The organism is Streptomyces sp. A012304 (genome assembly GCF_026008495.1).
Classification (GTDB): Bacteria; Actinomycetota; Actinomycetes; order Streptomycetales; family Streptomycetaceae; genus Streptomyces.
In genome coordinates this window covers 33277-58737 of the sequence record NZ_BQUN01000116.1, presented here as the reverse complement: position 1 = coordinate 58737, position 25461 = coordinate 33277, and the positions used below count along the sequence as shown (strand labels likewise).

General features: G+C 72.8%; 23 protein-coding genes and 1 pseudogene. 12 read left to right on the top strand and 12 right to left on the bottom strand.

Annotated elements, in window-relative coordinates:
- Positions 1 to 109 precede the first annotated feature (109 nt).
- On the top strand, positions 110 to 1330 hold the full coding sequence (locus ALMP_RS44215; protein WP_309299557.1) for a GNAT family N-acetyltransferase: 1221 nt from the start codon (positions 110 to 112) through the stop codon (positions 1328 to 1330).
- 90 nt (positions 1331 to 1420) lie between these two features.
- On the opposite strand, the gene ALMP_RS31105 is transcribed toward ALMP_RS44215, so the two are convergent.
- The 6 genes from ALMP_RS31105 to ALMP_RS31080 all read right to left on the bottom strand — a co-directional run bounded on the left by ALMP_RS31105 (position 1421) and on the right by ALMP_RS31080 (position 7439).
- Positions 1421 to 1918 carry a hypothetical protein gene (locus ALMP_RS31105; protein ID WP_264934472.1) on the bottom strand — a complete coding sequence of 166 codons (498 nt, stop codon included), beginning with the start codon at positions 1916 to 1918 and terminating at the stop codon, positions 1421 to 1423.
- Between the two features lie 40 nt (positions 1919 to 1958).
- Complete coding sequence (locus tag ALMP_RS31100; RefSeq protein ID WP_264934470.1) at positions 1959 to 3224, bottom strand: ArgE/DapE family deacylase; 1266 nt, start codon at positions 3222 to 3224, stop codon at positions 1959 to 1961.
- Between the two features lie 218 nt (positions 3225 to 3442).
- Complete coding sequence (locus ALMP_RS31095; RefSeq protein WP_264934468.1) at positions 3443 to 4879, bottom strand: HAMP domain-containing sensor histidine kinase; 1437 nt, start codon at positions 4877 to 4879, stop codon at positions 3443 to 3445.
- A gap of 10 nt (positions 4880 to 4889) precedes the next feature.
- The gene (locus ALMP_RS31090) at positions 4890 to 5597 is read right to left on the bottom strand and encodes a response regulator transcription factor (protein WP_264934466.1); all 708 of its coding nucleotides are present in this window, start codon (positions 5595 to 5597) and stop codon (positions 4890 to 4892) included.
- Between the two features lie 163 nt (positions 5598 to 5760).
- Positions 5761 to 6354, bottom strand: coding sequence for a CE1759 family FMN reductase (locus ALMP_RS31085; RefSeq protein ID WP_264934464.1), 594 nt, complete (start codon positions 6352 to 6354; stop codon positions 5761 to 5763).
- Positions 6351 to 7439, bottom strand: a complete 1089-nt coding sequence (locus tag ALMP_RS31080; RefSeq protein WP_264934462.1) for an LLM class flavin-dependent oxidoreductase — start codon at positions 7437 to 7439, stop codon at positions 6351 to 6353. The genes ALMP_RS31085 and ALMP_RS31080 overlap by 4 nt, the downstream gene beginning before the upstream one ends.
- 106 nt (positions 7440 to 7545) lie before the next feature.
- Here ALMP_RS31080 and ALMP_RS31075 point away from each other — a divergent pair, with 106 nt between their 5' ends.
- A complete protein-coding gene (locus ALMP_RS31075) occupies positions 7546 to 8376 on the top strand; it encodes a helix-turn-helix domain-containing protein (RefSeq protein WP_264934460.1) in 831 nt (276 codons plus the stop codon).
- A 109-nt stretch (positions 8377 to 8485) separates the two neighbouring features.
- On the opposite strand, the gene ALMP_RS31070 is transcribed toward ALMP_RS31075, so the two are convergent.
- Genes ALMP_RS31070 through ALMP_RS31060 form a run of 3 tightly spaced genes read right to left on the bottom strand, consistent with a single transcriptional unit; the run spans position 8486 to position 10716 of the window.
- A complete protein-coding gene (locus ALMP_RS31070) occupies positions 8486 to 9217 on the bottom strand; it encodes a TIGR03943 family putative permease subunit (protein ID WP_264934458.1) in 732 nt (243 codons plus the stop codon).
- A complete protein-coding gene (locus ALMP_RS31065; RefSeq protein ID WP_264934456.1) occupies positions 9214 to 10239 on the bottom strand; it encodes a permease in 1026 nt (341 codons plus the stop codon). The genes ALMP_RS31070 and ALMP_RS31065 overlap by 4 nt, the downstream gene beginning before the upstream one ends.
- Before the next feature lie 3 nt (positions 10240 to 10242).
- Complete coding sequence (locus ALMP_RS31060; RefSeq protein WP_264934454.1) at positions 10243 to 10716, bottom strand: MarR family winged helix-turn-helix transcriptional regulator; 474 nt, start codon at positions 10714 to 10716, stop codon at positions 10243 to 10245.
- Between the two features lie 70 nt (positions 10717 to 10786).
- Between ALMP_RS31060 and ALMP_RS31055 the strand changes: the two are divergent.
- Positions 10787 to 10903 (top strand): annotated as a pseudogene (locus ALMP_RS31055) (hypothetical protein); the annotation flags it as partial.
- 21 nt (positions 10904 to 10924) lie between these two features.
- On the opposite strand, the gene ALMP_RS31050 reads toward ALMP_RS31055, so the two are convergent.
- Entirely contained in the window at positions 10925 to 11359 is a 435-nt protein-coding gene (locus tag ALMP_RS31050; RefSeq protein ID WP_264934452.1) for an ester cyclase, read from the bottom strand.
- Between the two features lie 159 nt (positions 11360 to 11518).
- Here ALMP_RS31050 and ALMP_RS31045 point away from each other — a divergent pair, with 159 nt between their 5' ends.
- Both ALMP_RS31045 and ALMP_RS31040 read left to right on the top strand, forming a co-directional pair.
- On the top strand, positions 11519 to 12295 hold the full coding sequence (locus ALMP_RS31045; protein ID WP_264934450.1) for an SDR family NAD(P)-dependent oxidoreductase: 777 nt from the start codon (positions 11519 to 11521) through the stop codon (positions 12293 to 12295).
- On the top strand, positions 12295 to 12471 hold the full coding sequence (locus ALMP_RS31040; RefSeq protein WP_264934448.1) for a hypothetical protein: 177 nt from the start codon (positions 12295 to 12297) through the stop codon (positions 12469 to 12471). The genes ALMP_RS31045 and ALMP_RS31040 overlap by 1 nt, the downstream gene beginning before the upstream one ends.
- Positions 12472 to 12489: 18 nt before the next feature.
- On the opposite strand, the gene ALMP_RS31035 is transcribed toward ALMP_RS31040, so the two are convergent.
- Entirely contained in the window at positions 12490 to 13539 is a 1050-nt protein-coding gene (locus ALMP_RS31035) for a serine hydrolase (RefSeq protein ID WP_264934446.1), read from the bottom strand.
- 264 nt (positions 13540 to 13803) lie between these two features.
- Between ALMP_RS31035 and murC the strand changes: the two genes are divergently transcribed.
- The 5 genes from murC (at position 13804) to ALMP_RS31010 (ending at position 21864) form a co-directional block, all read left to right on the top strand.
- A complete protein-coding gene (gene murC, locus ALMP_RS31030) occupies positions 13804 to 15189 on the top strand; it encodes a UDP-N-acetylmuramate--L-alanine ligase (RefSeq protein ID WP_264934444.1) in 1386 nt (461 codons plus the stop codon).
- A 62-nt stretch (positions 15190 to 15251) separates the two neighbouring features.
- Positions 15252 to 16730 (top strand): UDP-N-acetylmuramoyl-L-alanyl-D-glutamate--2,6-diaminopimelate ligase, encoded by a 1479-nt coding sequence (locus tag ALMP_RS31025; protein WP_264934442.1) that lies wholly within the window; start codon positions 15252 to 15254, stop codon positions 16728 to 16730.
- A 141-nt stretch (positions 16731 to 16871) separates the two neighbouring features.
- Positions 16872 to 18284, top strand: a complete 1413-nt coding sequence (murD, locus tag ALMP_RS31020; RefSeq protein ID WP_264934440.1) for a UDP-N-acetylmuramoyl-L-alanine--D-glutamate ligase — start codon at positions 16872 to 16874, stop codon at positions 18282 to 18284.
- Between the two features lie 14 nt (positions 18285 to 18298).
- Complete coding sequence (alr, locus tag ALMP_RS31015; RefSeq protein WP_264934432.1) at positions 18299 to 19447, top strand: alanine racemase; 1149 nt, start codon at positions 18299 to 18301, stop codon at positions 19445 to 19447.
- A complete protein-coding gene (locus ALMP_RS31010) occupies positions 19444 to 21864 on the top strand; it encodes a PEP-utilizing enzyme (RefSeq protein WP_264934430.1) in 2421 nt (806 codons plus the stop codon). The genes alr and ALMP_RS31010 overlap by 4 nt, the downstream gene beginning before the upstream one ends.
- A gap of 72 nt (positions 21865 to 21936) precedes the next feature.
- Here ALMP_RS31010 and ALMP_RS31005 read toward each other — a convergent pair whose 3' ends face one another.
- Positions 21937 to 23130, bottom strand: coding sequence for an RtcB family protein (locus tag ALMP_RS31005; protein ID WP_264934429.1), 1194 nt, complete (start codon positions 23128 to 23130; stop codon positions 21937 to 21939).
- 246 nt (positions 23131 to 23376) lie between these two features.
- Here ALMP_RS31005 and ALMP_RS31000 point away from each other — a divergent pair, with 246 nt between their 5' ends.
- Both ALMP_RS31000 and ALMP_RS30995 read left to right on the top strand, forming a co-directional pair.
- Entirely contained in the window at positions 23377 to 24255 is an 879-nt protein-coding gene (locus ALMP_RS31000) for a DUF3558 domain-containing protein (protein WP_264934427.1), read from the top strand.
- Between the two features lie 118 nt (positions 24256 to 24373).
- On the top strand, positions 24374 to 25333 hold the full coding sequence (locus ALMP_RS30995) for a DUF3558 domain-containing protein (RefSeq protein ID WP_264934425.1): 960 nt from the start codon (positions 24374 to 24376) through the stop codon (positions 25331 to 25333).
- Positions 25334 to 25461: the final 128 nt, after the last annotated feature.

The following is a 25461-nucleotide window of genomic DNA, read 5'->3' as shown; positions in this document are numbered from 1 at the left end:
GTCGACCGTCATGCGTGAGTACGGACACCGCCCCGCCGTCCGCCTCAACGGCCGGGTGTGATCCGGGCCACGCGCGACGGCCGTCGTCCCCCGCGACTACGGTGAGCGGATGACTGCCGATGCTGTCGTGACACCCGTGCCCGGACCGTCGTCGACGACCCTGAGGCGCTTCCAGGAGACCGATTCCGTCGAGGAGCTGACCTCGCTGCTGCGTCGCGCCCACGCCGGCCACACCGCCGCCGGCCGGGACAAGGGGGAGTGCTGGGTGGCGGTCGACCAGGCCGGCGGGCTGGTGGGGACGGTGACCCTGTCGGGGTCGTGCGACGTGCCGGAGGGGTATCCGGCGCCCGAAGGGGCGGGGTCGCTCTGGTGGCTGGCGGTGGATCCGGCGCTGCGGGGCAGCGGGCTGGGCGCGCGGCTGCTCGCGCTGGCGGAGGACCGGATGGCGGCCCTGGGCGCGCGACAGGCCGTCATCGACACGTCGGCCTCGGCGCAGGACCTGCTGTCCTGGTACCGGCGGCGCGGCTACGGCCCCGTGGGCTCGTGGCGCTGGTCCGCCACCGACTCCGACAGCGTCGTGCTGGCCAAGCCCCTGCGGGCGGAGGCGGAGCCGCCGCGCGTGCTGAACCTCTGGCGTCATCAGCTCGGCGAGGTCCCCGAGTCGGTGTGGGAGCGGACCGATCTCGACGTGCTGATCCTCGCCGACAACGATCTCACTCACGTCCCGCCCGAGATCGGACGGCTGTCCCGGCTGACCACCCTCGACCTCGGCCACAACCGCCTCACCTCGGTCCCCGACACGCTGGGCGACCTGACCGGCCTCAGCGGTTTCCTCTATCTCCACGACAACCGGCTGACCACGCTCCCCGACGCCCTGGGCGGGCTCACCCGGCTGCGCTACCTCAACGTCGGCGAGAACGCCCTCACCCGGCTGCCCGACGCCGTCGGCGGGATGACCGGGCTGATCGAGCTGCGCGCCCAGCACAACCGGCTCACCGCCCTGCCCGACACCCTCGGCGGGCTCTCCCGGCTGCGGGAACTGTGGCTGCGCGGCAACCAGCTCGACTCCCTGCCGCCGTCCCTGGCCGGCCTGCACGACCTGCGCCATCTGGACCTGCGGGAGAACGCGCTCACCGAACTGCCGCCCGCCCTGGCCGAGTTGCCCCGCCTGCGGCATCTCGACGTACGGAGCAACCGTCTCACCCGGCTGCCCGGCTGGCTCCTCTCCCTGCCCGCCCTGGAGAAGCTGGACCTGCGCTGGAACCCGTGCGTGCCCGCGCCGGCGCTGCTGGCGGAGCTGGAGACCCGGGGGTGCGTGGTCCTCGTCTGAACGGCTGTGCACGGCCGTCAGGGCAGCGCTCAGCTCCCCCCACACCGCCCCCCAACCGCTCGGCTCACCCCTTCACGCCCCCGTGACCGCTCAGCTCCCCCCTCTCCGCCCCGCCCCCTGCGGCCACACCACCTCCACCGGCACCCCGGCGGCCCGCGCGTCCTGCACCGCGTCGGCCGTGCCGCCGCCCCTGCCGCTGGGCGGCTCGCCGTTCCACACGGCGACGAGACGGTCGGCGCGTTCGACGAGGATGGCGTTGGCGGCCGCGTACGCCTGCCAGTCGGACCGCTCGCGGGGCAGGACCAGGACCTCGTCGGCGGCCTCGACGAGGCGGTCGAAGAGGGCGGCGTGCTCGGGCCGGACCTTGGTGCGGCGGTAGTCGCGGGCGGGGACGACGACGGTCAGCCGGCCGCCCGCCGCCAGGACGGCCTCCGCGAAGAGCGAGTCGGCGCCGGCGGCGATGCACGAGACGCCGACGAGCTCGCCGCCGCCCGAGTACCGCCGCAACAGGTCGTCCAGGGCGGCGCGGATCAGCGGCACGCTGTCCTCGGTGAGGTCGGTGTGCCCGGTCACGGCGATGGTGGTCACGAGTGCTGCTCGCCTCTCTGCGGAAGGGGGCCGGCGGGGCTCACTTGGTGCCCACCGTGCGCAACACGGTAAGCACGACCGTGCGTGCCGCCGCCACCACCTCGCGCACCGACACGTGCTCCTGGGCGCTGTGCGCCACCGCGATGTCGCCCGGACCGAACTGGAGCGCCGGTATCCCGGCGGCGGCGTACAGCCGCAGATCGCTGCCGTACGTCGCGCCGCGCTCCCTGGGGCGCGGGCCGCCGGTCGCGTCGGCGTACGCCCCCGCCACGGTGTCGCCCAGCGGGTGCCCGGCCGGCAGCCGTCCGCTGGCGAACTGTCCGCCCGGCCAGCCGACCGTCGCCGGGTGCTCGCGCAGCCAGGGATCCGCCGCGCACGCCTCGGCCACGCACCGCTCCAGCTCCGCGCGCGCCTGTGCCGGATCCTCCCCGAGCCGCACCCCGAGCCGTCCCTCCGCGACCAGCAGGTCCGGCACGCTGCTCGCCCAGTCGCCGCAGCGCAGGGTGCCGACGGAGAGGGAGTACGGGATCGGGTACTCCGCGAGCAGCGGGTCGGGGGCGTGGTTGCGGGCCTCCTCCAGCCGGGCCAGCGCCCGGTGCAGCGGCAGGTAGGCGTCGATGGCGCTCACCCCGGCCTCCCGCGAACTGGCGTGGGCGGCCTTGCCGGGGACGGTGAGCCGGAAGGTCAGCGCGCCCGCGTTCGCGGTGATGACGGTCCCGGCCGTCGGCTCGGCGATGAGGCACGCGTCGCCGCCGTGACCGCGCCGGAGGGTGCCGAACGTGCCGAGACCGCCGTCCTCCTCGCCGACGACGAAGTGCACCGCGACCCGGCCGCGCAGCCGCACCCCGGCCGCCCGGATCGCCGCGAGGGCGGCCAGGTGCGCGACGAGCCCGGCCTTCATGTCGCAGGCGCCGCGGCCGTGCACGACGTCACCGGTCACCCTCGGCACGAACGGGTCGCCCGCCCAGGCCGCGAGGTCGCCGGGCGGTACGACGTCCACATGGCCCTGGAGGATCAGCGTCGGTCCGTCCCCGCCGTCGCCCGACCGGCCCACCAGCCCCCAGGCCTCCTCGCGCGGCGCCTCCCGGCCGGGGAAGTCCGGGTGGGCGTACAGGGCGGGCAGGTCCATGGACCACAGGTCGGTCTCCAGCCCGAGCCGCTCCAGCCGGCCGGCGAGGTGGTGCTGCATCTCGGACTCGGCGGCGCTGCCGGTGACGCTGGGTATCGCGATCAGCTCCTGGAGGGTCCGCCCCACGGCGTCCTCGTCGATCGCCGCCAGCGCGGCGGCCTCCTGGTCGTTCAGCACGCGTCGACTCCCTCCCTCACCGGCGGCCGGGCCCGCCGCCCCGAACGTACCCGCCCACCCGAACCGCGCTCAGCCCCCGGCCCGCCGCCCCGCACGTATCCGCGCGCCCGAGCCGCGCTCAGCCCTTCGACCCACCGCCCCGAACGTACCCGCCCACCCGAACCGCGCTCAGCCCTTCGACCCACCGCCCCGAACGTACCCGCCCACCCGAACCGCGCTCAGCCGCCCGGTCCGCCGCCCACGGTGAACCCGATCACCGATCCGCCGCCCTCCCGCCGGTAGGCGAACGCCGCTCCGCCGTGCGCGAGCGCCACCTCGCGGACGATGGACAGGCCGAGTCCGGAGCCCGGCAGGGAGCGGGCGTCGGCGGCCCGGTAGAAGCGGTCGAAGACACGGGTGAGGTCGGCCTCCGTGATGCCGGGGCCGCGGTCGAGCACCTCGACGCGGACGGTGCCGCGCCGGGCCGGTCCGGTGACGTTGATCTCGATGGGCGCCCGGCCCTCACGGTCGAACTTGGTGGCGTTCTCCACGAGGTTGGACACCGCCCGCTGGAGCATCCCCGGCCGTCCGTCGGTGCTGGTGTCACCGCTCGCGCGGACCACGATCCGCCGCCCGGTGCGGCGGCGGGCGAGCCCGGCGACGTCCTCGGCGAGGTCCGCGACGTCCACCCGCTGCGGCGGCTCGGTGTCGGACTGGCCGGCCGCGAGGTCGACCAGCTCGTTGACCAGGTCGGTCAGTTCCCGGGCCTCCTGGCCGAGGTCGGCGACGAGTTCGTCCCGGGTCGCGGGCGGGAGTTCGTCGATGCGGCGCAGCAGCGAGATGTTCGTCCGCAGCGAGGTCAGCGGGGTGCGCAGTTCGTGCCCGGCGTCCTGCACCAGACGCCGCTGGTCCTCCTCGGACTGGGCGAGCCGGCCCAGCATCCGGTCGAAGGCACGGCCGAGGCGGCCCACCTCGTCGGAGCCGGTGACGGGGACCTGCACGCCCAGCCGACGGGTGCGGGCGACGTTCTCGGCGGCGGTGGTGAGGATGACCAGGCGGTGGGTGATGCGCCGGGCCAGCCACCAGCCGACCAGGCCGGCGGCCGTCACGACGGCGATCATCAGCACGATGGTGCGCTGCTGGAGCGCCCGCAGCAGGTCCTCGGTGTCGCTGAACTCCTGCGCGACCTGCACCGCGCCCCGGCCGCCGCCCAGGGCGACCGTCGCGACGCGGTAGACGTCGCTGCCGACGTCGACGTCCTTGTGCTCGGTGAGCCTTCCGGCCGTCGCGGCGGCCGCGATCCGGCGGTCGGCGTCCTTCACGGGCAGTCCGGGATTGCCGGGGTCGACGACGGCGCCGTCCGGCCCGAGGACCTGCACGTCCGTACGGGCCGGCCGCACGATGTCATGGCCGGGCGCGGAGGACGAGAAGTCCTGCGGGTCCATCGCCCGGGCGCGGACCTCGTCCCGCAGGTCCTGCACGACCTGGTCGAACACCGACTCCTGGTCGACCCGCACCAGCCGGGCGGCGGCCCCGTACGACAGGACGCCGACGAGGACGGTGACGGCGGCGGTCACGGCCGCGAAGGAAACCGCGAACGTGGTGCGCAGCGAGGTGAGCCTGCCCCGCCGCCGGGAGACCCACCGCCACGCCCGCTTGCGCGGGCCGCCGTCCACTCGCCGCCTCTCAGTCCTCCCGCAGCACGTAACCCACACCGCGCACGGTGTGGATCAGCTGCGGGGCGCCGGGCTGGTCGAGCTTGCGGCGCAGATAGCCGACGTAGACGGCGAGGTTCTTGGAGCCGGGCCCGAAGTCGTAGCCCCAGATGCGGTCGTAGATGGTGGAGTGGTCGAGGACGATGCCCGCGTTGCGGGCGAGCAGTTCCAGCAGCTCGAACTCGGTGCGGGTCAGCTCCAGCTCCCGCTCCCCGCGCCAGGCCCGGCGCGCCTGCGGGTCCATGCGCAGCCCGGCGGCCCGTACGTACCGCTCGGGCGTCGCCGGCTTCGCCGGCTCCGCCGGGGCCGGGGGGCTGGTGCGGCGCAGCAGGGCGCGCAGCCGGGCGAAGACCTCCTCGACGTCGAAGGGCTTGACGACGTAGTCGTCGGCGCCCGCGTCCAGGCCGGCGATGCGGTCGGCGGTCTCCACGAGCGCCGTCAGCATCAGGATGGGCGTGCGGTCGCCCTCGGCGCGCAGCACCCGGCAGACCTGGAGGCCGTCGATGCCGGGCATCATCACGTCGAGGACGAGCACGTCCGGTGGGGTCCGGTGGGCCTGTGCGAGCGCCTCGACGCCGTCGGCGACCGCGGTGACCTGGTAGCCCTCCAGGGTCAGGGCGCGTTCCAGGGCGTGACGGATGGCGCGGTCGTCTTCGGCGAGCAGCACGGTCTGAGGCACGGGTTCAGTCTGCCAAGGCCTCCGGCGGTCGGACGGCGGCAGCGGGTGTTCGATCGCGCTTCTTACCGCGCTCTCACTCTCGCACCGGCGTGCCGGGGGCTGCGCCCCGGCACGTCTGTCGGCCTTCGGCGGCCTCGTCCTCGATCGCCGGACGGGGCGGCGGTCAGGTGCGCAACGCGGCGAGCCGTTCCTCGAACGGCACCACCTCGAGGCCCGCCCGGTCCGGCCTCGCCGCCGACAGCCCGTTCATCAGGCCCGCCAGCTCCCCCGCCGCCCGCTCGATCCGCTCCGGCAGTCCCGGTGCGCCCCAGTCCTCGGAGGCGGCGTACACCGCGGTCGGTACGACGACGGCCCTCAGGTGGGCGAAGAGGGGCCGCAGCGCGTGCTCCAGCACGAGCGAGTGCCGGGCGCTGCCGCCGGTCGCCGCGATCAGCACCGGCTTGCCCGTCAGCGCGTCCTTCTCCAGCACGTCGAAGAACGACTTGAACAGCCCGCTGTACGACGCCGAGAACACGGGTGTGACGACGATCAGCCCGTCCGCCGCCGTCACCGCGTCCAGCGCGGCGGCCAGCTCGCGCCCGGGGAACCCGTTGGTGAAGTGGTGGGCGATCTCGACGGCGAGGTCGCGCAGCTCCACGACCTCGACATCCTCTACGTCCACAGGGGTCTGCCGGTCGACGGCGGTCGCCAGCCGGTCGGCCAGCAGCCGGGTGGACGACGGGACGCTCAGCCCCGCCGAGACGACGACGAGCCTCATGCGACGGTCTCCTTCCGGGCGGTGGTGAGCAGGGACGCGTGGGTCGGTGCCTCCGGCACGTCTGCCGGGCGGCCCTTGGCGAACTCCTCGCGCAGCACCGGCACGACCTCCTCGCCAAGCATGTCGAGCTGCTCCAGGACGGTCTTCAGCGGCAGGCCCGCGTGGTCCATCAGGAACAGCTGGCGCTGGTAGTCGCCGGCGTACTCGCGGAAGGACAGGGTCTTCTCGATGACCTGCTGCGGGGAGCCGACGGTCAGCGGGGTCTGCTCGGTGAAGTCCTCCAGCGAGGGGCCGTGCCCGTAGACGGGCGCGTTGTCGAAGTACGGCCGGAACTCGCGCACCGCGTCCTGGGAGTTCCTGCGCATGAACACCTGGCCGCCGAGGCCGACGATCGCCTGCTCGGGCGTGCCGTGCCCGTAGTGGGCGTACCGGCTGCGGTACAGCTCGACCATCCGCTTGGTGTGGTCGGCCGGCCAGAAGATGTTGTTGTGGAAGAAGCCGTCGCCGTAGTACGCGGCCTGCTCGGCGATCTCCGGGGAGCGGATGGAGCCGTGCCAGACGAACGGCGGGACGCCGTCCAGCGGGCGGGGCGTCGAGGTGAAGCCCTGGAGCGGCGTGCGGAAGGTGCCCTCCCAGTCGACGACGTCCTCGCGCCACAGCCGGTGCAGCAGGGCGTAGTTCTCGATGGCGAGGTTGATGCCCTGCCGGATGTCCTGCCCGAACCACGGGTAGACCGGGCCGGTGTTGCCGCGTCCCATCATCAGGTCGACGCGCCCGTCGGCCAGGTGCTGGAGCATCGCGTAGTCCTCGGCGATCTTCACCGGGTCGTTGGTGGTGATGAGGGTGGTCGAGGTGGAGAGGATCAGCCTCTCGGTCCGCGCGGCGACGTAGCCGAGCATCGTGGTCGGGGACGAGGGCACGAACGGCGGGTTGTGGTGCTCACCGGTCGCGAAGACGTCGAGTCCGACCTCCTCCGCCTTCAGCGCGATGGCGACCATGGCCTTGATCCGCTCGCGCTCGGTCGGCGTACGCCCCGTGGTGGGGTCCGGCGTGACGTCACCGACCGTGAAGATCCCGAACTGCATGGCCGCTCACCCTCCAATGTTGTTTACCGTTCAACTATAGCGGTCCAACGGTCACCCCCGCCGCCGTATTCCGCCCGTTGTCGGTCCCCCCTTCTACGATCCCTCCATGGCCGCCCCACGCCGTGACACCCGCGGCATCGTCGACGCCGCGGAGCTCTTCGCGCGCGTCCGCTTCCGCCGTCGTGAACCGGCCCCGCCGCTGCGCCCCTACCTGGAGCACTACTGGCTGATCGACTGGGACCTGGACCAGCCGTACGCCTCCCACGTCGTCCCGCACCCCTCGGTGAACATCGTCTTCCAGCGGTACACGAGCGCGGCGGGCGACGTGAGCGGGGCGCCCTTCGCCGAGATCGCCGGGATCGGCCTCGGCCTGTTCACCCAGAAACTGGAGGGCAGGGGCCGGGTCCGCGGGATCCAGTTCCGGCCGGGCGGCTTCCGCCCCTTCTTCCCCGACCGCCCGGTGACGGAGTGGACCGGCCGCCGCGTCCGCCTCGCCGGCACCGACCCGACGCCGGTCCTCTCCCCCGACGACTCACCCGACGGCGAGGACGCCGGCGTGGCCGCCCTCGACGCCTTCCTCCTCGGCCTCGGTCCACACCCCGACCCCCAGGCCGACCGGGCGATGGCCCTGGCCGACCGCATCCGCACCGACCGCACGATCCGCCGCGTCACCGACCTCGCCCGCGCCGAGGGCGTCTCCGTACGCCTGCTGCAACGTCTCTTCGCCGGGTACGTGGGCGTCGGCCCGAAGTGGGTGATCCTGCGGTACCGCATCCACGAGGCGCTGGAGCGGGCGGAGGCGTCGGCCGACGTCGACTGGGCGACGCTGGCGGCGGAACTGGGATACGCCGACCAGGCCCACCTGGTACGGGACTTCAAGGCGACGGTGGGCGTACCCCCGACGGCGTACGCACCCACCAGACCCACCCGACGCTGACCCCCACAAGCACCTCACGACACCGGCCGCCCACCAGGCCCGCGCGGCACCGACCACCCACCACGCCCCCACGGGGCCGGCCGCCCTCAGGCCCGCGCGGCGCCCGCACCTACTCGCCCAGCGGCAGCGCGTCCGTGTAGCTGTTGGACGGCCGCTCCACCTTCTCCACGGTCCGTACGTCCAGCGCCACCTCCGCCGACGACGTCCCCAGGGTGCCGCCCGGGTGCCAGACACCCGTCACCGCCACCCAGGTGTCCGCGGCCGGGGCCCGGACGCCGTACACCCGCACCTTCACCGACTGCGCGTCCGCCGCGCAGCACGACACCATGATCCGCGTCAGATACCAGCCGTCGCCCCCGCCGACGGGCGTGACGAACCCGGTCATCCGGACCGTCCGCCCCTCGATGGCCCGCCCGGTGTCCTGCTGGACGCGCTGGGTGAAGTCCCGGAGCGTGATCGGCAGCGGCGAGGTCGCGGGCAGCGGGTCGAAGTCGTCCTGGTCGACGACGGCCACGGCCTTCGGCGCGACACGCGAGGCGGTGTACGAGCCGAGCGCGGGCGGGGCGTGGAAGAGCAGGCTCAGCGCGGGCAGGAACAGCAGCCAGGCGACCTTGGGGACACCGGAATGGTCATGGCCGTGGCCGTGGCCGTCCCCGGCCGGGGCCTTCCGGCGGGACAGCGCCTCCGCCACCCCCAGCGCGACCAGCAGCACCCCGGACCCGATCAGCAGGGGCCGCATCCCCTCCTTGACGTACCTCAGGTACAGGTCGGTGACGAGGGTGGCGTGCAGCACCCCCAGCCCGCTCAGCACCAGCAACACCGCCTGCGCGAACCGCTTCACAGCAGCACCCCTCCCACCAGCACGGCGCACACCACCGCGACGACGGCCGTGGCGGCGGAGAACCGCACCGCGAAGGCCCGGCCGAACGTGCCCGCCTGGAGCGCGAACAGCTTCACGTCGACCATCGGCCCCACCACCATGAACGTCAGTCGCGCGACCGGCGAGAACCCGGTCAGCGAGGCCGCCACGAACGCGTCGGCCTCCGAGCACACCGCGAGCACGATCGCCAGCGCCGCCAGGAACAGCACCGACAGCCACGGCGAATCCGCGAACGCCTCCACCACGGACCGCGGCACCGCCACGTTGAACGTCGCCGCCGCCATCGCCCCGACCACCAGGAACCCGCCCGCGTGCAGGAAGTCGTGCTGGAACCCCTGCCGGAACTCCGTCCAGCGGCTGTGCCCGGGCCGGTGCCCGGTGTGCCGTACGGCGGGCCGCAGCCACTCCTCGCGGCCCAGCCAGAGCCACAGCCAGCCCATCACGGCCGCCGCCGCCAGCGAGGCCAGCAGCCGGGCCACGACCATCTCCGGGCTGCCGGGAAACGCGATGGCCGTGGCGGTCAGCACCACCGGGTTCACCGCCGGCGCCGACAGCAGGAACGCGAACGCGGCGGCCGGGGTGACGCCCCGTCCGATCAGGCTGTTCGCCACCGGCACCGACGCGCACTCACAGCCCGGCAGCACGACCCCCGCCGCCCCCGCGACCGGCACCGCGAGCACGGGCCGTTTCGGCAGCAGCCGGTTGAAGACGCTCACCGGCACGAACGCGTTGATCGCCCCCGACAGGGCCGTGCCCAGCAGCAGGAAGGGCAGCGCCTGAACGATCACGGCCAGGCACACCGTCCGCCACGCCTGCACGGCCGGCTCCTCGAGCGACCGCCCCAGCAGCACGAGCAGCACCCCCGGCAGCACGGCGGCCGCCACAAGCAGCAACGGCCAGTGCCGCGGCAGACCGCGCCCGCCCGACGCGGGGGCCGCGCCCGCCCCCGCGACCGGTATGTCGGCCTCCCGGACCTCCCCCATGCCCTAGACCAGCCCTCCCCGCAACCGCCCTACCTGCTCCCCGCTGAACTCCACCGTCCGCCGCATGTGCTCCACGATCACGGCGATCTCGGCGTCGTCCAGATCGGCGAACAGCGGGCTCCAGTCACCGCCCAGCCGCTCCCAGGTCCGCCCGAACTCGGCGATCCGCTCCGGCACCGTCGCCACCAGCACCCGCCGCCGGTCGACGACGTCCCGCTGCCGCACCACGTATCCGGCCTTCTCCAGCCGGTCCACCAGCCGGGTCGCGGACCCGGTGGTCAGCCCCGTCAGCTGCGCGACCCGGCCCGTCGTCACCGGCTCCCGCTCCAGCGACAACAGGTTCAGGCACTGGAGATCGGTGGGATGCAGCCCGAGCCGGTCGGCGACGGCCTGGTTGAACAGCGCGAACGCCGCCACGTACCGCCGCGACACGGTGGCCAGCTCGCCCATCAACCGCCCCCGCACGTCCCCGGCCATCACCCGCACACCCCTTCGTCGGCCCGTCCGCAGATCGTACGACGCCCCACCCCGCCGACGGCGAGGCCGTTCGCTGGTCTGGGGCATGGTCGCCGACGGCTACCGCGCCGACCGATGGGACGTCAACGGCGCGCTGATCCGCCTCGCGGGCATGGCCGTGATCATGTGGGCCCCGCGAGGGCGGTGAGGGGGCGTCCGGGGCGCCCGCTCAGGCCGGCTCCTCCACCAGCAGCCCGAGCTGGTCCAGGAAGTCCATCTGGTCGAAGTACAGCCGGTAGCTGACGATCCGTCCGTCCCGCACGGTCGCCAGGTCCACCCCGCGGATCCTGATCTCCTTCTGCGTCGCCGGCAGCGACTGCCCGTCGGGCAGCTGGAGCGGACCGGTGTTCCGTCCGCTGAAGACGCCCTCGTCGATGGCCGTGTCCCCGGACTCGTAGGCGTACACCGACTCGAACCTGGCCTCGGGCACCGCTTCCGTCATCTGCCGCCAGTACTCGACGATGTTGTCGCGGCCGTGGATCTCCCCGGCGTCCGGGGTGAGGGCGACCGCGTCCTCCGCGTACAGCTCGGCGACGACCTTGAGGTCCGGCTTCGTGGTGAGCGCCTCGGTGAGCCGGTCCATGACCTCACGTGCCTGTCCCATGGATCCACCTTCCGCGCGGGAGGACCACCCACCCCATTCTCCCACCGGGCCCCGCCCGGGCGCCCGCGGAGCGGGATCACCGGCCGCCGCGGAAGGCCGTCCCCCTATCCTGTCCGGGCAGGCTTTCGACCCCGCCGTCCCGTTCGAGGAGCAGCCCTCATGGCCACCGCCGCACCGTCCGCCGCGTCCCGCATCGCCGTCGTCACCGGTGCGAGCAGCGGCATCGGCGCCGCCACCGCCCGACAGCTCGCCGCAGCCGGCTACCGCGTGGTCCTCACCGCCCGCCGCGAGGACCGGATCGAGGCACTGGCCGAGGAGATCGTCGCGGCGGGCGGTGAGGCCACCGCGTACCGGCTGGACGTCACCGACCGGGCGGCCGTCGACGAGTTCGCGACGGCGTTCAAGACGGTCGGCGTGCTGGTCAACAACGCGGGCGGCGCGCTCGGCGCCGATCCGGTCGCCACCGGCGACCCCGCCGACTGGCGGACGATGTACGAGACGAACGTCATCGGCACGCTCAACCTCACCCAGGCCCTGCTGCCCAAGCTGGTCGCGAGCGGCGACGGCACGGTCGTGGTCGTGTCCTCCACCGCGGGCCACAGCACCTACGAGGGCGGCGCGGGCTATGTCGCCGCCAAGCACGGTGCGCACGTCCTCGCCGAGACGCTCCGCCTGGAGATCGTCGGGCAGCCGGTCCGCGTCATCGAGATCGCGCCCGGCATGGTCAAGACCGAGGAGTTCGCCCTCACCCGCTTCGGCGGCGACCAGGAGAGGGCGGAGAAGGTCTACGAGGGCGTCGCCGAGCCCCTCACCGCCGACGACGTCGCCGACACGATCACCTGGGCGGTCACCCGCCCCAGCCACGTCAACGTCGACCTGCTGGTCCTGCGCCCGCGCGCGCAGGCGTCCAACACCCGGATCCACCGGGAGCTGTGATGCCGGACGGGGCACCACCCCCACAGCCGTCGGAGCGGGAGAGGGCGGCGGAGCAGCGCCGCCTCGCGCAGGAGACGAGGAACGAACGCCAGGTCTGGTACTTCCTGGCGTACTTCCTCTTCGGCATCCACATCATCGCGTTCGTGATGATCTACGCGGTGAAGCACGGCAGCTGAGCGGCGGTCCGCCCGGCCTCAGCAGCCGAAGACGATCTCCTGGAAGCGGTCCCTGACCTCCATCAGCGGCTCCCGGTCCCGGGAGTAGTAGATCTTGTTGGTGAGGAGGACGGCCCACTGCCCCCGCTTGGGGGACACCCACATCGCGGTGCCGGTGAAGCCGTAGTGCACCCAGAGGTCCTCGGCGGGGGTGACGTTCAGGGGCGGGAACCACAACAGCCCCCAGTGCGGCTCCAGACCGTCGGTGTGGACGCGCAGCGAGGCGCGCACCCACTCGCCGCCGAAGGCCGGGCCGGCCGGGGCCGCCCCCGTCGGGTCGAGGACGTACCGCAGGAACCGGCCCAGGTCGGCGGCGGTCGAGAAGACGCCCGCGGCCCCGCAGGCGCCGCCGAGGGCGCGGGCGGAGAAGTCGTGGACGGAGCCGCGCACCCGGGAGCCCGTCTCCTCGTCCCATTCGGTGGGCGCGCAGCGCGCCGCGTACGCCGCGGGGTGCGGGCCGAAGCGTGTGTCCCGCATGCCGAGCGGCTCCCAGACCTGTTCGCGGCAGTACCGGTCCAGCGGGGCTCCGGTGACCCGCTCGACGAGGAAGCCGAGGATCAGCGCCGCGCGGTCGGTGTACTGCACGGCGTCGCCCGGCGGATGGCGCAGCCCCTCGTGCAGGACGCCACGCTCGATGGCCGCGCGCTCCGGTCCGTACAGCGGGCGCAGATTTGCACGCAACGGCAAACCCGCCGTGTGCGTGAGGAGGTGGCGGACCGTCGCCTCGCCGAGCGGGTGACCGCCGAGTTCCGGCCAGTACGCGGTGAGCGGGTCGTCCAGGCCGATCCGCCGGTCCTCGACGAGGACTCCCACGCAGCTCCAGGCGGCGAGGATCTTGGTGATGCTGGCCAGGTCGAAGACCGTGTCCACGGTCATCGGACGCGCGAACTCGGCGTCCCCGCAAGGGTCCAGCACTCCGCACGCCCCCTGGGAGGTGACCTCCCGGGCGTCGCCGACGGCCCACACCGCGCCGGGGAAGAGGCGCCGTTCGACACCGGACGCCAGCAGCTCTTCGATGTGCCGCGCCATCGAGCCGAGTGTCATGACTATGTCACCGCCGTGCGGTTTCGGTCACGAGCGTCGAGGGCCCTGCCCCCGGGTGTCCCGCTCCCGTAACCGGTCTGCGGCGAGGGCTGTTTGCGGTTGCACGGAGCACAGCCAAACCCTATCGTCACGAGCCAATGATCTTGATCCTGTCGTCCGGGACTTCACCGGACGGACAGCTCACATTCAACCGGAGCCGCTCGCCCGGCGTGGCGACTCCGGTGCGATACGGGGGTATTGCACATCACCATGGACATACGTCCTGTCTCCGCGGAACAACCCATCCATTTCATCGGCGTCGGCGGATCCAGCATGAGCGGCCTGGCCGTGATGCTGCACCGGCTCGGCCACCGGGTCTCCGGCTCGGACCGCGAGGAGAGCGCCAACCTCCAGGTGGTGCGCGCCTGCGGAGTTCCCGTCACCGTGGGACACCGCGCCACGAACCTCGGCGAGGACACCCGCGTGGTGGTCACCACCCCGGGGATCGCCCCGGACAACCCCGAGCTGGCCGAGGCCCGTCGACGCGGCCTCACGGTGGTGGACCGGGCGGACGTCCTGGCCGGGATCATGGACCGCCACACCACCGGCATCGCCGTCGCCGGCACCCACGGCAAGACCACCACGACCTCCCTGACCGTCGAGGCCCTCACCGCCGCGGGCCTGGACCCGGCCGCCTCCCTCGGCACCCGGGTGACGCCCGAGGGCGGCAACTACCGCCTGGGCCACGGCGACCACTTCGTCGCCGAGGCCTGCGAGTACCACCGCAACTTCCTGCGCCTCAGCCCGCGCATCGCGGTGGTGCTGAACATCGAGGCGGAGCACAGCGACTACTTCACCGGACTCGACGACGTCCTGGCCGCCTTCCGGGACTTCACGCACCGCGTCCGCCCCGGCGGTGTCCTGATCGTGTCCGCCGACTGCCCGCGGGCCCGCGACCTGACCGTGGGCGAGGGCCGCACCCGGGTCTCCTTCGGCACCGCCGCCGACGCCGACTACCGCGCCGAGGCGCTCACCTGGCACGACGGACGGCCCCGGTTCACGGTCACCTACCGGGGCGAGGAACTGGGCGAGCTGGCACCGCGACTGCTCGGCCGGCACAACGTCGCCAACGTGCTCGCCGCCGTGGCCGCCGGCCACCAGGCGGGCCTGACCCTGGACCGGATGCGCGCCGGCCTCGAACGGTTCGGCGGGGCACCGCGGCGCGTCGAGTACAAGGGCACCCGCAACGGGGTGCGCGTCTTCGACGACATCGCCTGCCACCCCAACGAGATCGCGGCGACGATGCAGGCCATCCGCGGCTCCGCCCCCGGCGGCCGCAGCCTGGTGGTGCTGCGCCCGAACTCCTTCACCCGGGTACGGGACTTCATGCACCAGTACGCCGACTGCTTCACCGGCCGGGAGACCGTCGTCGTCACCGACATCTACCGGGCCAGGGACACCGAGACGTACGGTCTCAGCTCCCTCGACCTGGTCCGCGCCATGCGCGAGTCCGGCCGGGACGTGCGCTATACAAAGGAGCCCGCCGCGATCAAGGAACTCGCGAGCGCGTCCCTGCGCGACGGTGACGTCCTGGTGACGATAGGTCCCGGTGACATCGGGTCGCTCGGCGAGGCGTGGCTGGCAGAAGAGACGTGACGGGCGGGAACATGACCGCCCATCCGAATGCGCGATGCCGCGAACAGCGGCGAGGAGTGACTGTGAAGCTGAGTGAACTGCTGGACGGATACGACCACGAGGTCATCCAGGGCGACACCGGGACCGAGATCGGCGGAGGTGTCGCCTACGACTCCCGGAAGGTGACCGAAGGGGCGTTGTTCGTCGCGGTCCGCGGCTTCAGCGTGGACGGACACCGGTTCGTCACCCAGGCGGCGGCCCGCGGCGCGGCGGCCGTCCTGGTCGACCACGAGGTGGAGGACGTACCGGAGGACGTCTGTGTGGTGCGGGTGGCCGACACCCGGGCCGCCTCCCCGGTCGTGGCCTCCCGGTACTTCGGCGAGCCGGGCCGGGCGATGGACATGGTGGCCATCACCGGCACCAACGGGAAGACCTCCGTGGCGTTCATGCTGGAGGCGGTCCTGCGGCAGTCGGCGAAGGCGACCGTCGGCGTGATCGGCACCGCGGGCAACCGGATCGGCGAGGAGCCCATCGCGCTGGAGAAGACCACCCCGACCACGCCGGAGGCCATCGACCTCCAGTACCTGCTGGGGCACATGCGCGACCGGGGGGCCTCCGCCGTGGTCCTGGAGGCCTCGTCCATGGCGCTGCACCTGCACCGCGTGGACCACTGCTTCGTGGACGTCGGTGTGTTCACCAACTTCAGCCAGGACCACCTGGACGACCACGGCACGATGGAGAACTACAAGAACGCCAAGCTCACCCTGTTCAAGGGTCTGTGCCGGCGGGCCGTGGTCAACTCCGACGACCCGGTGAGCGCGGAGATCGCCGCCCTGATGCCGGGGGCCGTCACCACCTTCGCCCTGGAGGACGCCGAGGCGGACTTCCACGGCGACGACCTCGTGGTGGACGCTGCGGGCACCCGGTTCACGCTGCGCCACGAGGGACGCGCGCTGCCCGTGACGATCCCGATGCCCGGCCGGTTCGCCGCGCTCAACGCGCTCGCCACCCTCGCGATCTGCCACAGCCTCGGCCACTCGCTGGAGGACGCCGTCGCCGCGCTCGCCGAACTGCCGCCCACGCCGGGCCGGTTCGAGAGCTACCGGACGCCCGCCGGGGTGCCGGTGATCGTCGACTACGCGCACTCGCCGGACGCGCTGGACAACGTCCTGTCCACGATCCGGGACTTCACCACCGGCCGGGTCATCACCGTCTTCGGCTGCGGCGGCGACCGGGACGCGACCAAACGCGCGCCCATGGGGGAGATCGCCGGACGGTACTCGGACCTGTGCGTGCTGACGTCGGACAACCCGCGCAGCGAGGACCCGGAGAAGATCCTCGACGACATCGTGCCCGGCATCACCGCGACGGGCACCCCCTTCGAGCGGATCAGCGACCGCCGCGAGGCGATCCGCGCGGCGCTGCTGGCCGCGCGCGAGGGGGACACCGTGCTCGTGGCCGGCAAGGGCAGCGAGAACTACCAGATCCTCGCCGACCGCACGATCCACTTCGAGGACATGGAGACCGTGCGCGAGCTCAGCGAGGAACTGGCCGCCCGGTAACGGGCCGGCCGAGCGAATCCGCATCCACTTCACCGACCGAGCCGCGCCCCGCCCGAGCACCGGGCGCCGGGGCCGGCTCCGGCGGCCCCGCCCCGACCCTTGCGGTCCGGGGCGGGCCGGAAACCACCACGGGGGCTGTACGTGCTGCTCAACCATGCAAACATCCTGGTCATCGGCCTGGGAGCCAGCGGGGAGAGCGCGGCCTCGCGCTGTGCCGCGCAGGGTGCGCGGGTGACCGTCACCGACACCCGGAACGCCGACGAACTCACCGCGCCACTGGCCCGGCTGGCCGCACTGCCCGGGCACCCGATCACCTACGTCCTCGGCACGCAGCCGCCGGACGCGGCCGGCTTCGACCTGATCGTGCGCAGCCCGGGCGTGCTCGACGACCTGCCGGTGCTCACCTCCGCGCGGACGCTGTCCATCCCGATCTGGAGCGAGATCGAACTGGCATACGAGCTGTGCCCGAGTCCGGTCATCGCCATCACCGGCACCAACGGGAAGTCGACCACGACCACCCTGATCGGGAACCTCATGCGGGCCGCCGGCCGGGACACCCAGGTCGCCGGCAACATCGGCCTGCCGTTCACCTCCGTCCTGCCGGACCTGACGGCCGACTCGGTGGCCGTCATCGAGGTCAGCGCCGGCCAGCTGGAGAACTGCCACCGGTTCCGGCCCCTGACCAGCGTGCTCACCAACGTGCGGGCCGAGCACATGAACCTCTACACCTGGGAGCACTACGTCGAGCTGAAGTCGCGCGTCGTCCGGCACCACACCACCCTCCAGAACACCGTCGCCAACCACGACGACGAGATATGCCGGCGCATCGCCGCCACCACCCCCGGCCGGGTGCTGTACTTCAGCACGCGCGGCGAACTCCCCGAGGGAGTCGACGGCGTGTTCCTCTCCGGGGACCGCATCACCGCCAGGACCGGCTCGCACCGCCGCACCCTGGCCCGCCTGGGCGAGCTGCGCGTCAGGTCCGCCACCCCCAACATCCTCGCCACCCTCGCCGTCGGGCTGCTGTGGGACGTGGGACAGGAGGCGATGGACACGATGATCGCCGAGTACACGGGCCGCGAGCACGTGGTCGAGTACGTGGCGACGCTGGACGGCGTGGAGTACTACAACGACTCCAAGGCGACCAACCCCTGGTCGGTGCTGCACGCCGTCGAGTCCTTCCCCGACCGGCCGGTGGTGCTCATCACCGGCGGCAAGGACGACAAGGACGCCGACTTCGACGGCCTGGCGGCGGCACTCACCGGCCGCGCCGCCCATGTGATCACCATCGGGGAGACCGCGCCCCGGATCACCGAGGCCGCGCGCCTGCACGGCTACACCGACGTCACGCCCGCCGACTCCCTGCAAGAGGCCCTCGCGCTCGCCCGGCGCACCGCGCTCCCGGGCCAGGCGGTCCTGTTCAGCCCGGGCGCCAACAGCAAGGACATGTTCACCGACCACCGCCGGCGCGGGACCCTGTTCAAGGAGCTGGTGCGGGCGTCCCTGCCGGACGCCCCGCAGCACCCGCCCGTCGCGCTCGCCGCCGGACGCTGACGGTGGTGGGACCCGTGAACCGTCTGTCAGTGGAGCTCAGCGAGGCCGCCGTCGTCAGCAACCTCGCCGCCGTACGCCGGCTCGTCGGCCCCGACACCGTCCTGATGGGCGTGGTCAAGGCCGACGCCTACGGCCACGGTCTGGTGCCGTTCTCCCGGCTGCTCGTCCGGCACGGTGTCGGGCACCTGGCCGTCGCCCACGCCGAGGAGGCGTTCCGGCTGCGCGAGGCCGGGATCGACGTACCGGTGCTGGTTCTGGGCCATGTCGCCGCCGCCGACCTGCCCGGCCTGATCCGCTCGGGCGTCCGGCAGACGGTGTACGCCGAGTCCCAGGCCCGGGCGCTGAGCCGGGCGGCCACCGCGCTGGGGCGCCCGGCCCGGGTGCACCTGGAGTTCGACACCGGCCTGTGCCGCTACGGCCTGGACCCGGCGGACACCGACGCCCTCGCCCGGATCACCGCGCTGGACGACCTGGTCGTCGAAGGGCTGTGCACCCATCTGTCGGGCACCGCGCCGGAGCTGGTCGACGAGCAGCTGGCGCGCTTCGACGTGGCCTGCCGGGCGGCCACCGCGCTGCTCGGGCGGCGGCCCGCGCGCCATGTGCTGGCCAGTCCCGGCATCGCCGCCGGGCTGCACCGCCGGACCGCCATGGAGATGGTCCGGCCGGGCATCCTGCTCTACGGGCTGGGGCCCTCCCACAGCCCCGCCCTCCTGCCCGACCTGCCGGAGTTCCGCCCGGTGCTGTCGATGACCTCACGGATCGAGCAACTGCGGCAGGTGCCGGCCGGCACACCCGTCGGCTACGGCGCCTCCTGGACACCCGCCCGTCCGGCCGTCGTCGCGACCGTCCCGGTCGGTTTCGCCGACGGGCTGCCCAAGGCCCTGGGCGGCCGGGGCCGGGTCCTCGTCGGCGGCGTCCGCGTCCCCGTCGTGGGCCAGGTCGGCATGGGCCACCTCAACGTGGACGTCACCCGGGTCCCGCGCGCCGCGACCGGCGACGAGGTGGTCCTGCTCGGCGACCGGCCCGGTCAGCGGCTCGGCGTCCAGGAGTGGGCCGACGCCGCGGGCACGATCAACACCGAGGTCCTGGTCCGGCTGGCCCCCGCGACGCCGAGGACCGTCCGGCAGTTGCCGTACTCGACCGAACAGGAACGATGCGCATGACCTCCCCCACGCCCCGGGTGCCGCTCGGGACGAAGGCCCAGACCCTGGACCGGCTCCGCCCCCGTCTGACCACCGCGACAGTGCTCGACCAGCTGACGCTCACGGTCGCCGAATGGGCCGCCGACCGGGACGGCTGCGTGCGCCGGATACAGTCCCGCTACGCCGGGCGGCGCACCGTGGTCCGCTCCAGCGCCGCGTGCGAGGACACCGCCACGGACTCCGCGGCCGGTGTGTACGACAGCGTCCTGGACGTGGTGACGGACGACCCCCGGGCGGTGGCGGACGCCGTGGACGCCGTCGTCCGCGCCTACGAGCGGAAGCCGCCCGAGGACGGGACGGACCTCGGCGGGTTCGAGATCCTCGTCCAGCCCATGCTGCGGGACGTGACCATGAGCGGCGTGGTGCTCTCCCGCGAACTCCAGAGTTCGGGCCCTTACCTGGTCGTCAACTACGACGAGGGCGGCCGCACCGACACGGTCACCGCGGGCGCGGGCGACACCCAGCGCGTGGTCCGCGTCCACCACGGCGCGGACCCCGCCTCGCTCGACGCGCCGCTCGACGCCGTCGTCGCCACCCTGCGGGAGGTCATGGACCTCACCGGCGAGGACGACCTCGACATGGAGTTCGCCGTCAGCGGCGGCCGGGTCCATGTGTTCCAGGTCCGCCCCCTGGTCGCCGCGGGCCCGGCGCACGCGGCGGCGGACGCCTACGTGCGCGCCGCCCTGGACGGCGTCAAGGCGGTGATCCGGGACCGGGACCGCCCCCGGACCGGGGTGTACGGCTCCCGCACCGCGTACAGCGACATGACCGACTGGAACCCGGCCGAGATCATCGGCACCCGCCCCCGGCCGCTCGCGGTGTCCCTGTATCGCCGGCTGGTGATGAAGGACGTCTGGCGCGAGGCCCGCCGCAGGCTCGGCTACCACGACCCGGCACCCCACCACCTCATGGTGACCCTGGGCGGCCACCCCTACGTGGACATCCGCAACGACTTCAACTCCTATCTCCCCGCCGACCTGGGGCCGGAGCTCTCGCACAAGCTGATCGACCACTACCTGGACCGGCTGCGCGCGTTCCCCGAACTGCACGACAAGGCGGAGTTCGACATCTGCGCCACCTCCCTCGCGTTCGACTTCCCCGAGCACGAGCGGCGGATGGCCGAGGCGGGCTTCGACCAGGGCGAGATCGACCGGCTGCGCGACTGCCTGAGGCGGCTGACGACCCGTGTGGTGCGCGGTGGAGACGGCCAGTTCGAGGAGATGCGGTGCCGCATCGTGGCACTCACCGCCCGCCGGGAGCGCACCCTGGCGGCGGCCGGGGACGAGCATCCGCTGCTGGTCGCGGAGACCCTGCTCGACGACGGCGCGGCCTACGGCACGCTGCCCTTCTCGGTGGTGGTGCGCGGCGCGTTCATCGCCACCGCGTTCTGGCGGTCCCTGCTCGCCACCGGCGTGATCTCCCGGGAGGAGCACGACGGGTTCCTCACCACCGTCGAGACGGTGTCCACCGAGTTCACCGCGGACCTCGACCGCCATCAGCGCGGCGCCCTGCCCCGGGAGGACTTCCTCGCCCGCTACGGCCACCTGCGGCCCGGCACCTACGACATCACGGTGCCGTCGTACCGGGACGCCCCCGACCGCTACCTGGCCGCCCGGCGCACCCACCGGGAGACCGCGGCCGGCGGTGCCCCGTACGTCCTGCCGGAGGCGGCGAAGAAGGCGATCCAGGCCAAGCTGGACGAGTTCGGCTTCGACTTCGGCGCGGACGTCCTGCTGGACTTCGTCCGGGAGACCCGGGTGCTGCGCGAGCGGTACAAGTTCGAGTTCACCAAGAACCTCAGCCACGCGCTGGACTTCCTCGCGGAGTTCGGGGCGCGGCACGGCCTCAGCCGGGACGACCTGTCCTTCCTCTCGGTCGAGGACCTGCTCGGCCAGGCCAACCGCGAGCTGACCGGGGCGGACATCGACCGGCTGCGCCTGCTCGCCGAGCACAACCGGGAGCACCACGCGCTCCAGGCGCGGATCCATCTGCCCGACGTGATCACCGGTCTGCGGGACGTGGAGGTCATCGAGAGCCAGGTCCGGCTGCCGAACTTCGTGACCTCGCGCCGTACGACCGCACCCGCGGTCGCCGTCTCGGGGCTGCCGGAACAGCCGTCCGTGCGGGCTCTGGCCGGGCGGGTCGTCCTCGCGGAGAACGCCGACCCCGGCTACGAGTGGCTCTTCTCGCACGACATCGCGGGTCTGGTCACCAAGTACGGCGGGGCCGCCTCGCACATGACGATCCGGTGCGCGGAGTTCGGCATACCGGCGGCCATCGGCTGCGGTGAGGCGGCCTTCGAACGGCTCCTGCGCGCCGAGACCATCACCCTGGACTGCGCGGCGGGCCGCGTCGGCCCGGCACACCTCGTGCCGTAGCCGCCGGACAGCGTGAAGTGCCCGGACCGCTGGAACTCGAGCACGGTCCGGGCCCTTCACGTCGGCAAGGCCTCAGCCCTTCACACAGACGACCTGCTTCAGCTTCGCCACCACCTCGACGAGGTCCCGCTGCTGATCGATGACCTGCTCGATCGGCTTGTACGCGCTCGGGATCTCGTCCACCACACCGGAGTCCTTGCGGCACTCCACGCCCCGCGTCTGCTCCTCCAGGTCCTTGGTCGAGAAGCGGCGCTTGGCCGCGTTGCGGCTCATCCGCCGGCCCGCGCCGTGCGACGCCGAGTTGAAGGCCTTCTCGTTGCCGAGGCCCTTCACGATGTACGAACCCGTGCCCATGGACCCGGGGATGATCCCGTACTCGCCGGAGCCGGCCCGGATCGCGCCCTTGCGGGTGACGAGCAGGTCCATCCCGTCGTAGCGCTCCTCGGCCACGTAGTTGTGGTGGGCGCTGATCTCCGGCTCGAAGGTCGGCCTGGCCTTCTTGAACTCCTTGCGGATGACGTCCTTCAGGAGCGCCATCATGATCGTGCGGTTGTACTTCGCGTACTCCTGCGCCCAGAACAGGTCGTTTCGGTAGGCCGCCATCTGCGGGGTGTCCGCGATGAAGACGGCCAGGTCACGGTCGATCAGGTTCTGGTTGTGCGGCAGCTTCTGGGCCACGCCGATGTGGAACTCGGCCAGTTCCTTGCCGATGTTGCGGGAACCGGAGTGCAGCATCAGCCAGACGGAACCGGTCGTGTCCGTGCACACTTCGACGAAATGGTTACCGGAACCCAGCGTTCCCATCTGCTTCTCCGCCCGGTCGTGACGGAACTTGACCGCTTCGGCCACGCCGTCGAACCGCTGCCAGAAGTCCTCCCAGCCCGTGGCCGCGAAGCCGTACAGCCGCGTCGGGTCGACGGGGTCGTCGTGCATCCCCCGGCCCACCGGAATGGCCTGCTCGATCTTCGACCGCAGCCGGGACAGGTCGCCGGGCAGGTCGTTCACCGTCAGCGAGGTCTTCACCGCCGACATCCCGCAGCCGATGTCCACACCCACCGCTGCCGGGCACACCGCGCCCCGCATCGCGATGACCGACCCGACCGTCGCGCCCTTGCCGTAGTGGACGTCCGGCATCACGGCCAGCCCCTTGATCCACGGCAGCGTCGCGACGTTGCGCAGCTGCTGGAGCGCGCCCTCCTCCACCGTCGCAGGATCGGTCCACAGCCGGATCGGCACCTTCGCGCCCGGCATCTCCACGTACGACATGTCGTCCTCATTCCCCCGGAAACACAACAGAAGTCTTGAATCGCAAAACCGGCGCCAAGGTCGACGAATGGGACGACGGACCGGCATCCACGGTGGTGCGTGCGATACACATTGTCTGCCGGGGCCGCCCCCGACCGGCAAGCGAATAACCAGCGGGGACACTGGACGGGCGAGCCACCACCTGCCCCCACGAGTCACACCCGTCACCCTTGTCACCCACGACGTGACCGTCGAGAGGAGCCGACCGTGCAGCGGAAGGCGTACGTACCCGGCGTCGCCGCACTCCTCGCGGCCCTGCTGGCCGGCTGCACCGGAAGCTCCGCCGACGGCGAAGCGTCGGACAACTCCAACCCCGGCGGGTCCGGCACCGCGACCGCCGCCGCCCAGCCCGGCCGGTACGACAGCCTCCCGCAGGCCTGCGGGGCGGTCAGCCGCTCCACCCTCGACTCCCTCCTGCCCGGCATCGCGCAGATCACCGACGAGACCCAGCGCGAGGCCGCCTACGCGGGCGAGGCGACCCTCACGTACGACACCGACCGCAAGGCGGGCTGCCGTTGGCAGGTGCAGTCGGCCGACGCCACCGACCACCTCTCCGTCGACTTCGAACGCGTGGTGTCGTACGACAACGCGGTCAGCGACGACAGCGAGGCGGAGGAGCTGTTCGCGCAGAAGGTGACCGCGGCCGACCTCCCGGCGCCCACCGCCTCCCAGACGACCTCCACGCCGAGCGCCACCCCGACCCCCGGCACCGGCGTCAGCGCCCTGGCGTCCCCCTCCGCCGCCCTGTCCGATTCCCCCGATTCCCCCAATTCCTCCGGCTCTTCCGGTTCTGCCGGTTCTACCGGCTCCTCCGGCTCCCCCTCCGCTTCCACCGCCCCCGCCGACCTCCAGCCCCGTCTCCTCGACGACCTGGGCGACGAGGCGTTCATCGACGACACCCTCAGCAGCTCCGGCTCGACGGCCAAACAGCGCACGGTGACTGTGGCGTTCCGCACGTCCAACGTCATCGTGACCGTCCAGTACGAGGAGCAGCCGACGACGATCGGCACCGTTCCGGACAGCAAGGAAATGCAGGACAGGGCCCGGAAACTGGCCTCCCAGCTCGCCGACTCCCTCGCCGGCTGAGGCCCGTTCGGCCCCGGCCGCCGGCCGCGCGCGAAGCGCCGGAACCGGAACCACACAGCTTCTTCACCGCGTACCGTGGCCCCTCGGACCCGATCCGACCGCAGGAACCACGAGCGTCATGAGTGAAGGAACCATGCAGCGACGAGCCCAGCGAGACGACCAGCGTGACCAGCGTGCCGAGCGCACGGAGCGTACCCGAGGCCTGAGCCGGGTCCTCGTCGCCGCGGCCGCACTCCCCGTGATGCTGATCGCCGCCGGCTGCTCCTCCGACTCCGGCTCCGGCTCCGACGACGGCGCCGGCACGGGCGCCCAGGAGAACGCCGGCGTCACCACGAGCACCTCCCCGAGCGCCACGCCCACCGTCCAGGCGGCGGCGTACAAGACGCTGCCGGAGCCGTGCGCGGTGCTGTCGAAGAAGACGCTGACCGACCTGGTGCCGAAGGGGACGAAGGGCAAGGCGGGCACGTCCGGCGACACCGCGACGCGCGGCTCCTGCTCCTGGTCCAGCCTCCAGAACAACGGCGTGAAGGGCTCGCAGTTCCGCTGGCTGAACGTCTCCCTGCTGCGCTTCGAGTCCGACGCGACGACGGGATCCGGCGACCAGCAGGCGCAGCAGTACTACACCAAGCAGGTCCAGGACGCCCAGGCGGTCGCGGGCGCGACCAACACCAAGACGCAGCCGCTGACCGGCGCGGGCGACGAGGCGACCAGTGTGCGCTACGACCTGAAGAAGAAGGAAGGCGCCTTCAAGCAGCAGACGGTCGTCGCGCGCGTGGAGAACGTCGTCGTCATCCTCGACTACAACGGCGCGGGCCTGGCCGGCGAGAAGACGCCCAGCGCGGACACCCTCACCAAGGCGGCGGAGAAGGCGGCCAAGGAGGCGGTCGCCTCGGTCCGGTCGGCCAACGGCGAGGGCACGGGCGGCGGTTCGGGCACGGGCACCGGCGCCACGCCCGCCCCGTCCACGTCCGCCGGCGCCTCGAAGTCGCCGTCGGGGTCCCCGTCGGCGTCCCCCTCGGCGTCCGCCTCCCAGGCCGCCGCCACGGCCTCGCCGAAGGCGACCGCCCAGAAGAGCTGACGGACCGGCAACACGTGCGCCGCACACATGTGCCACCCTGTTGCGCGCAACATGACGCAAGGGGAGGGGAGTACGCGTGGCCGCGCCAATCCAGCTGACTCGGATGCACCGCGTTCTCATCGGCGTGG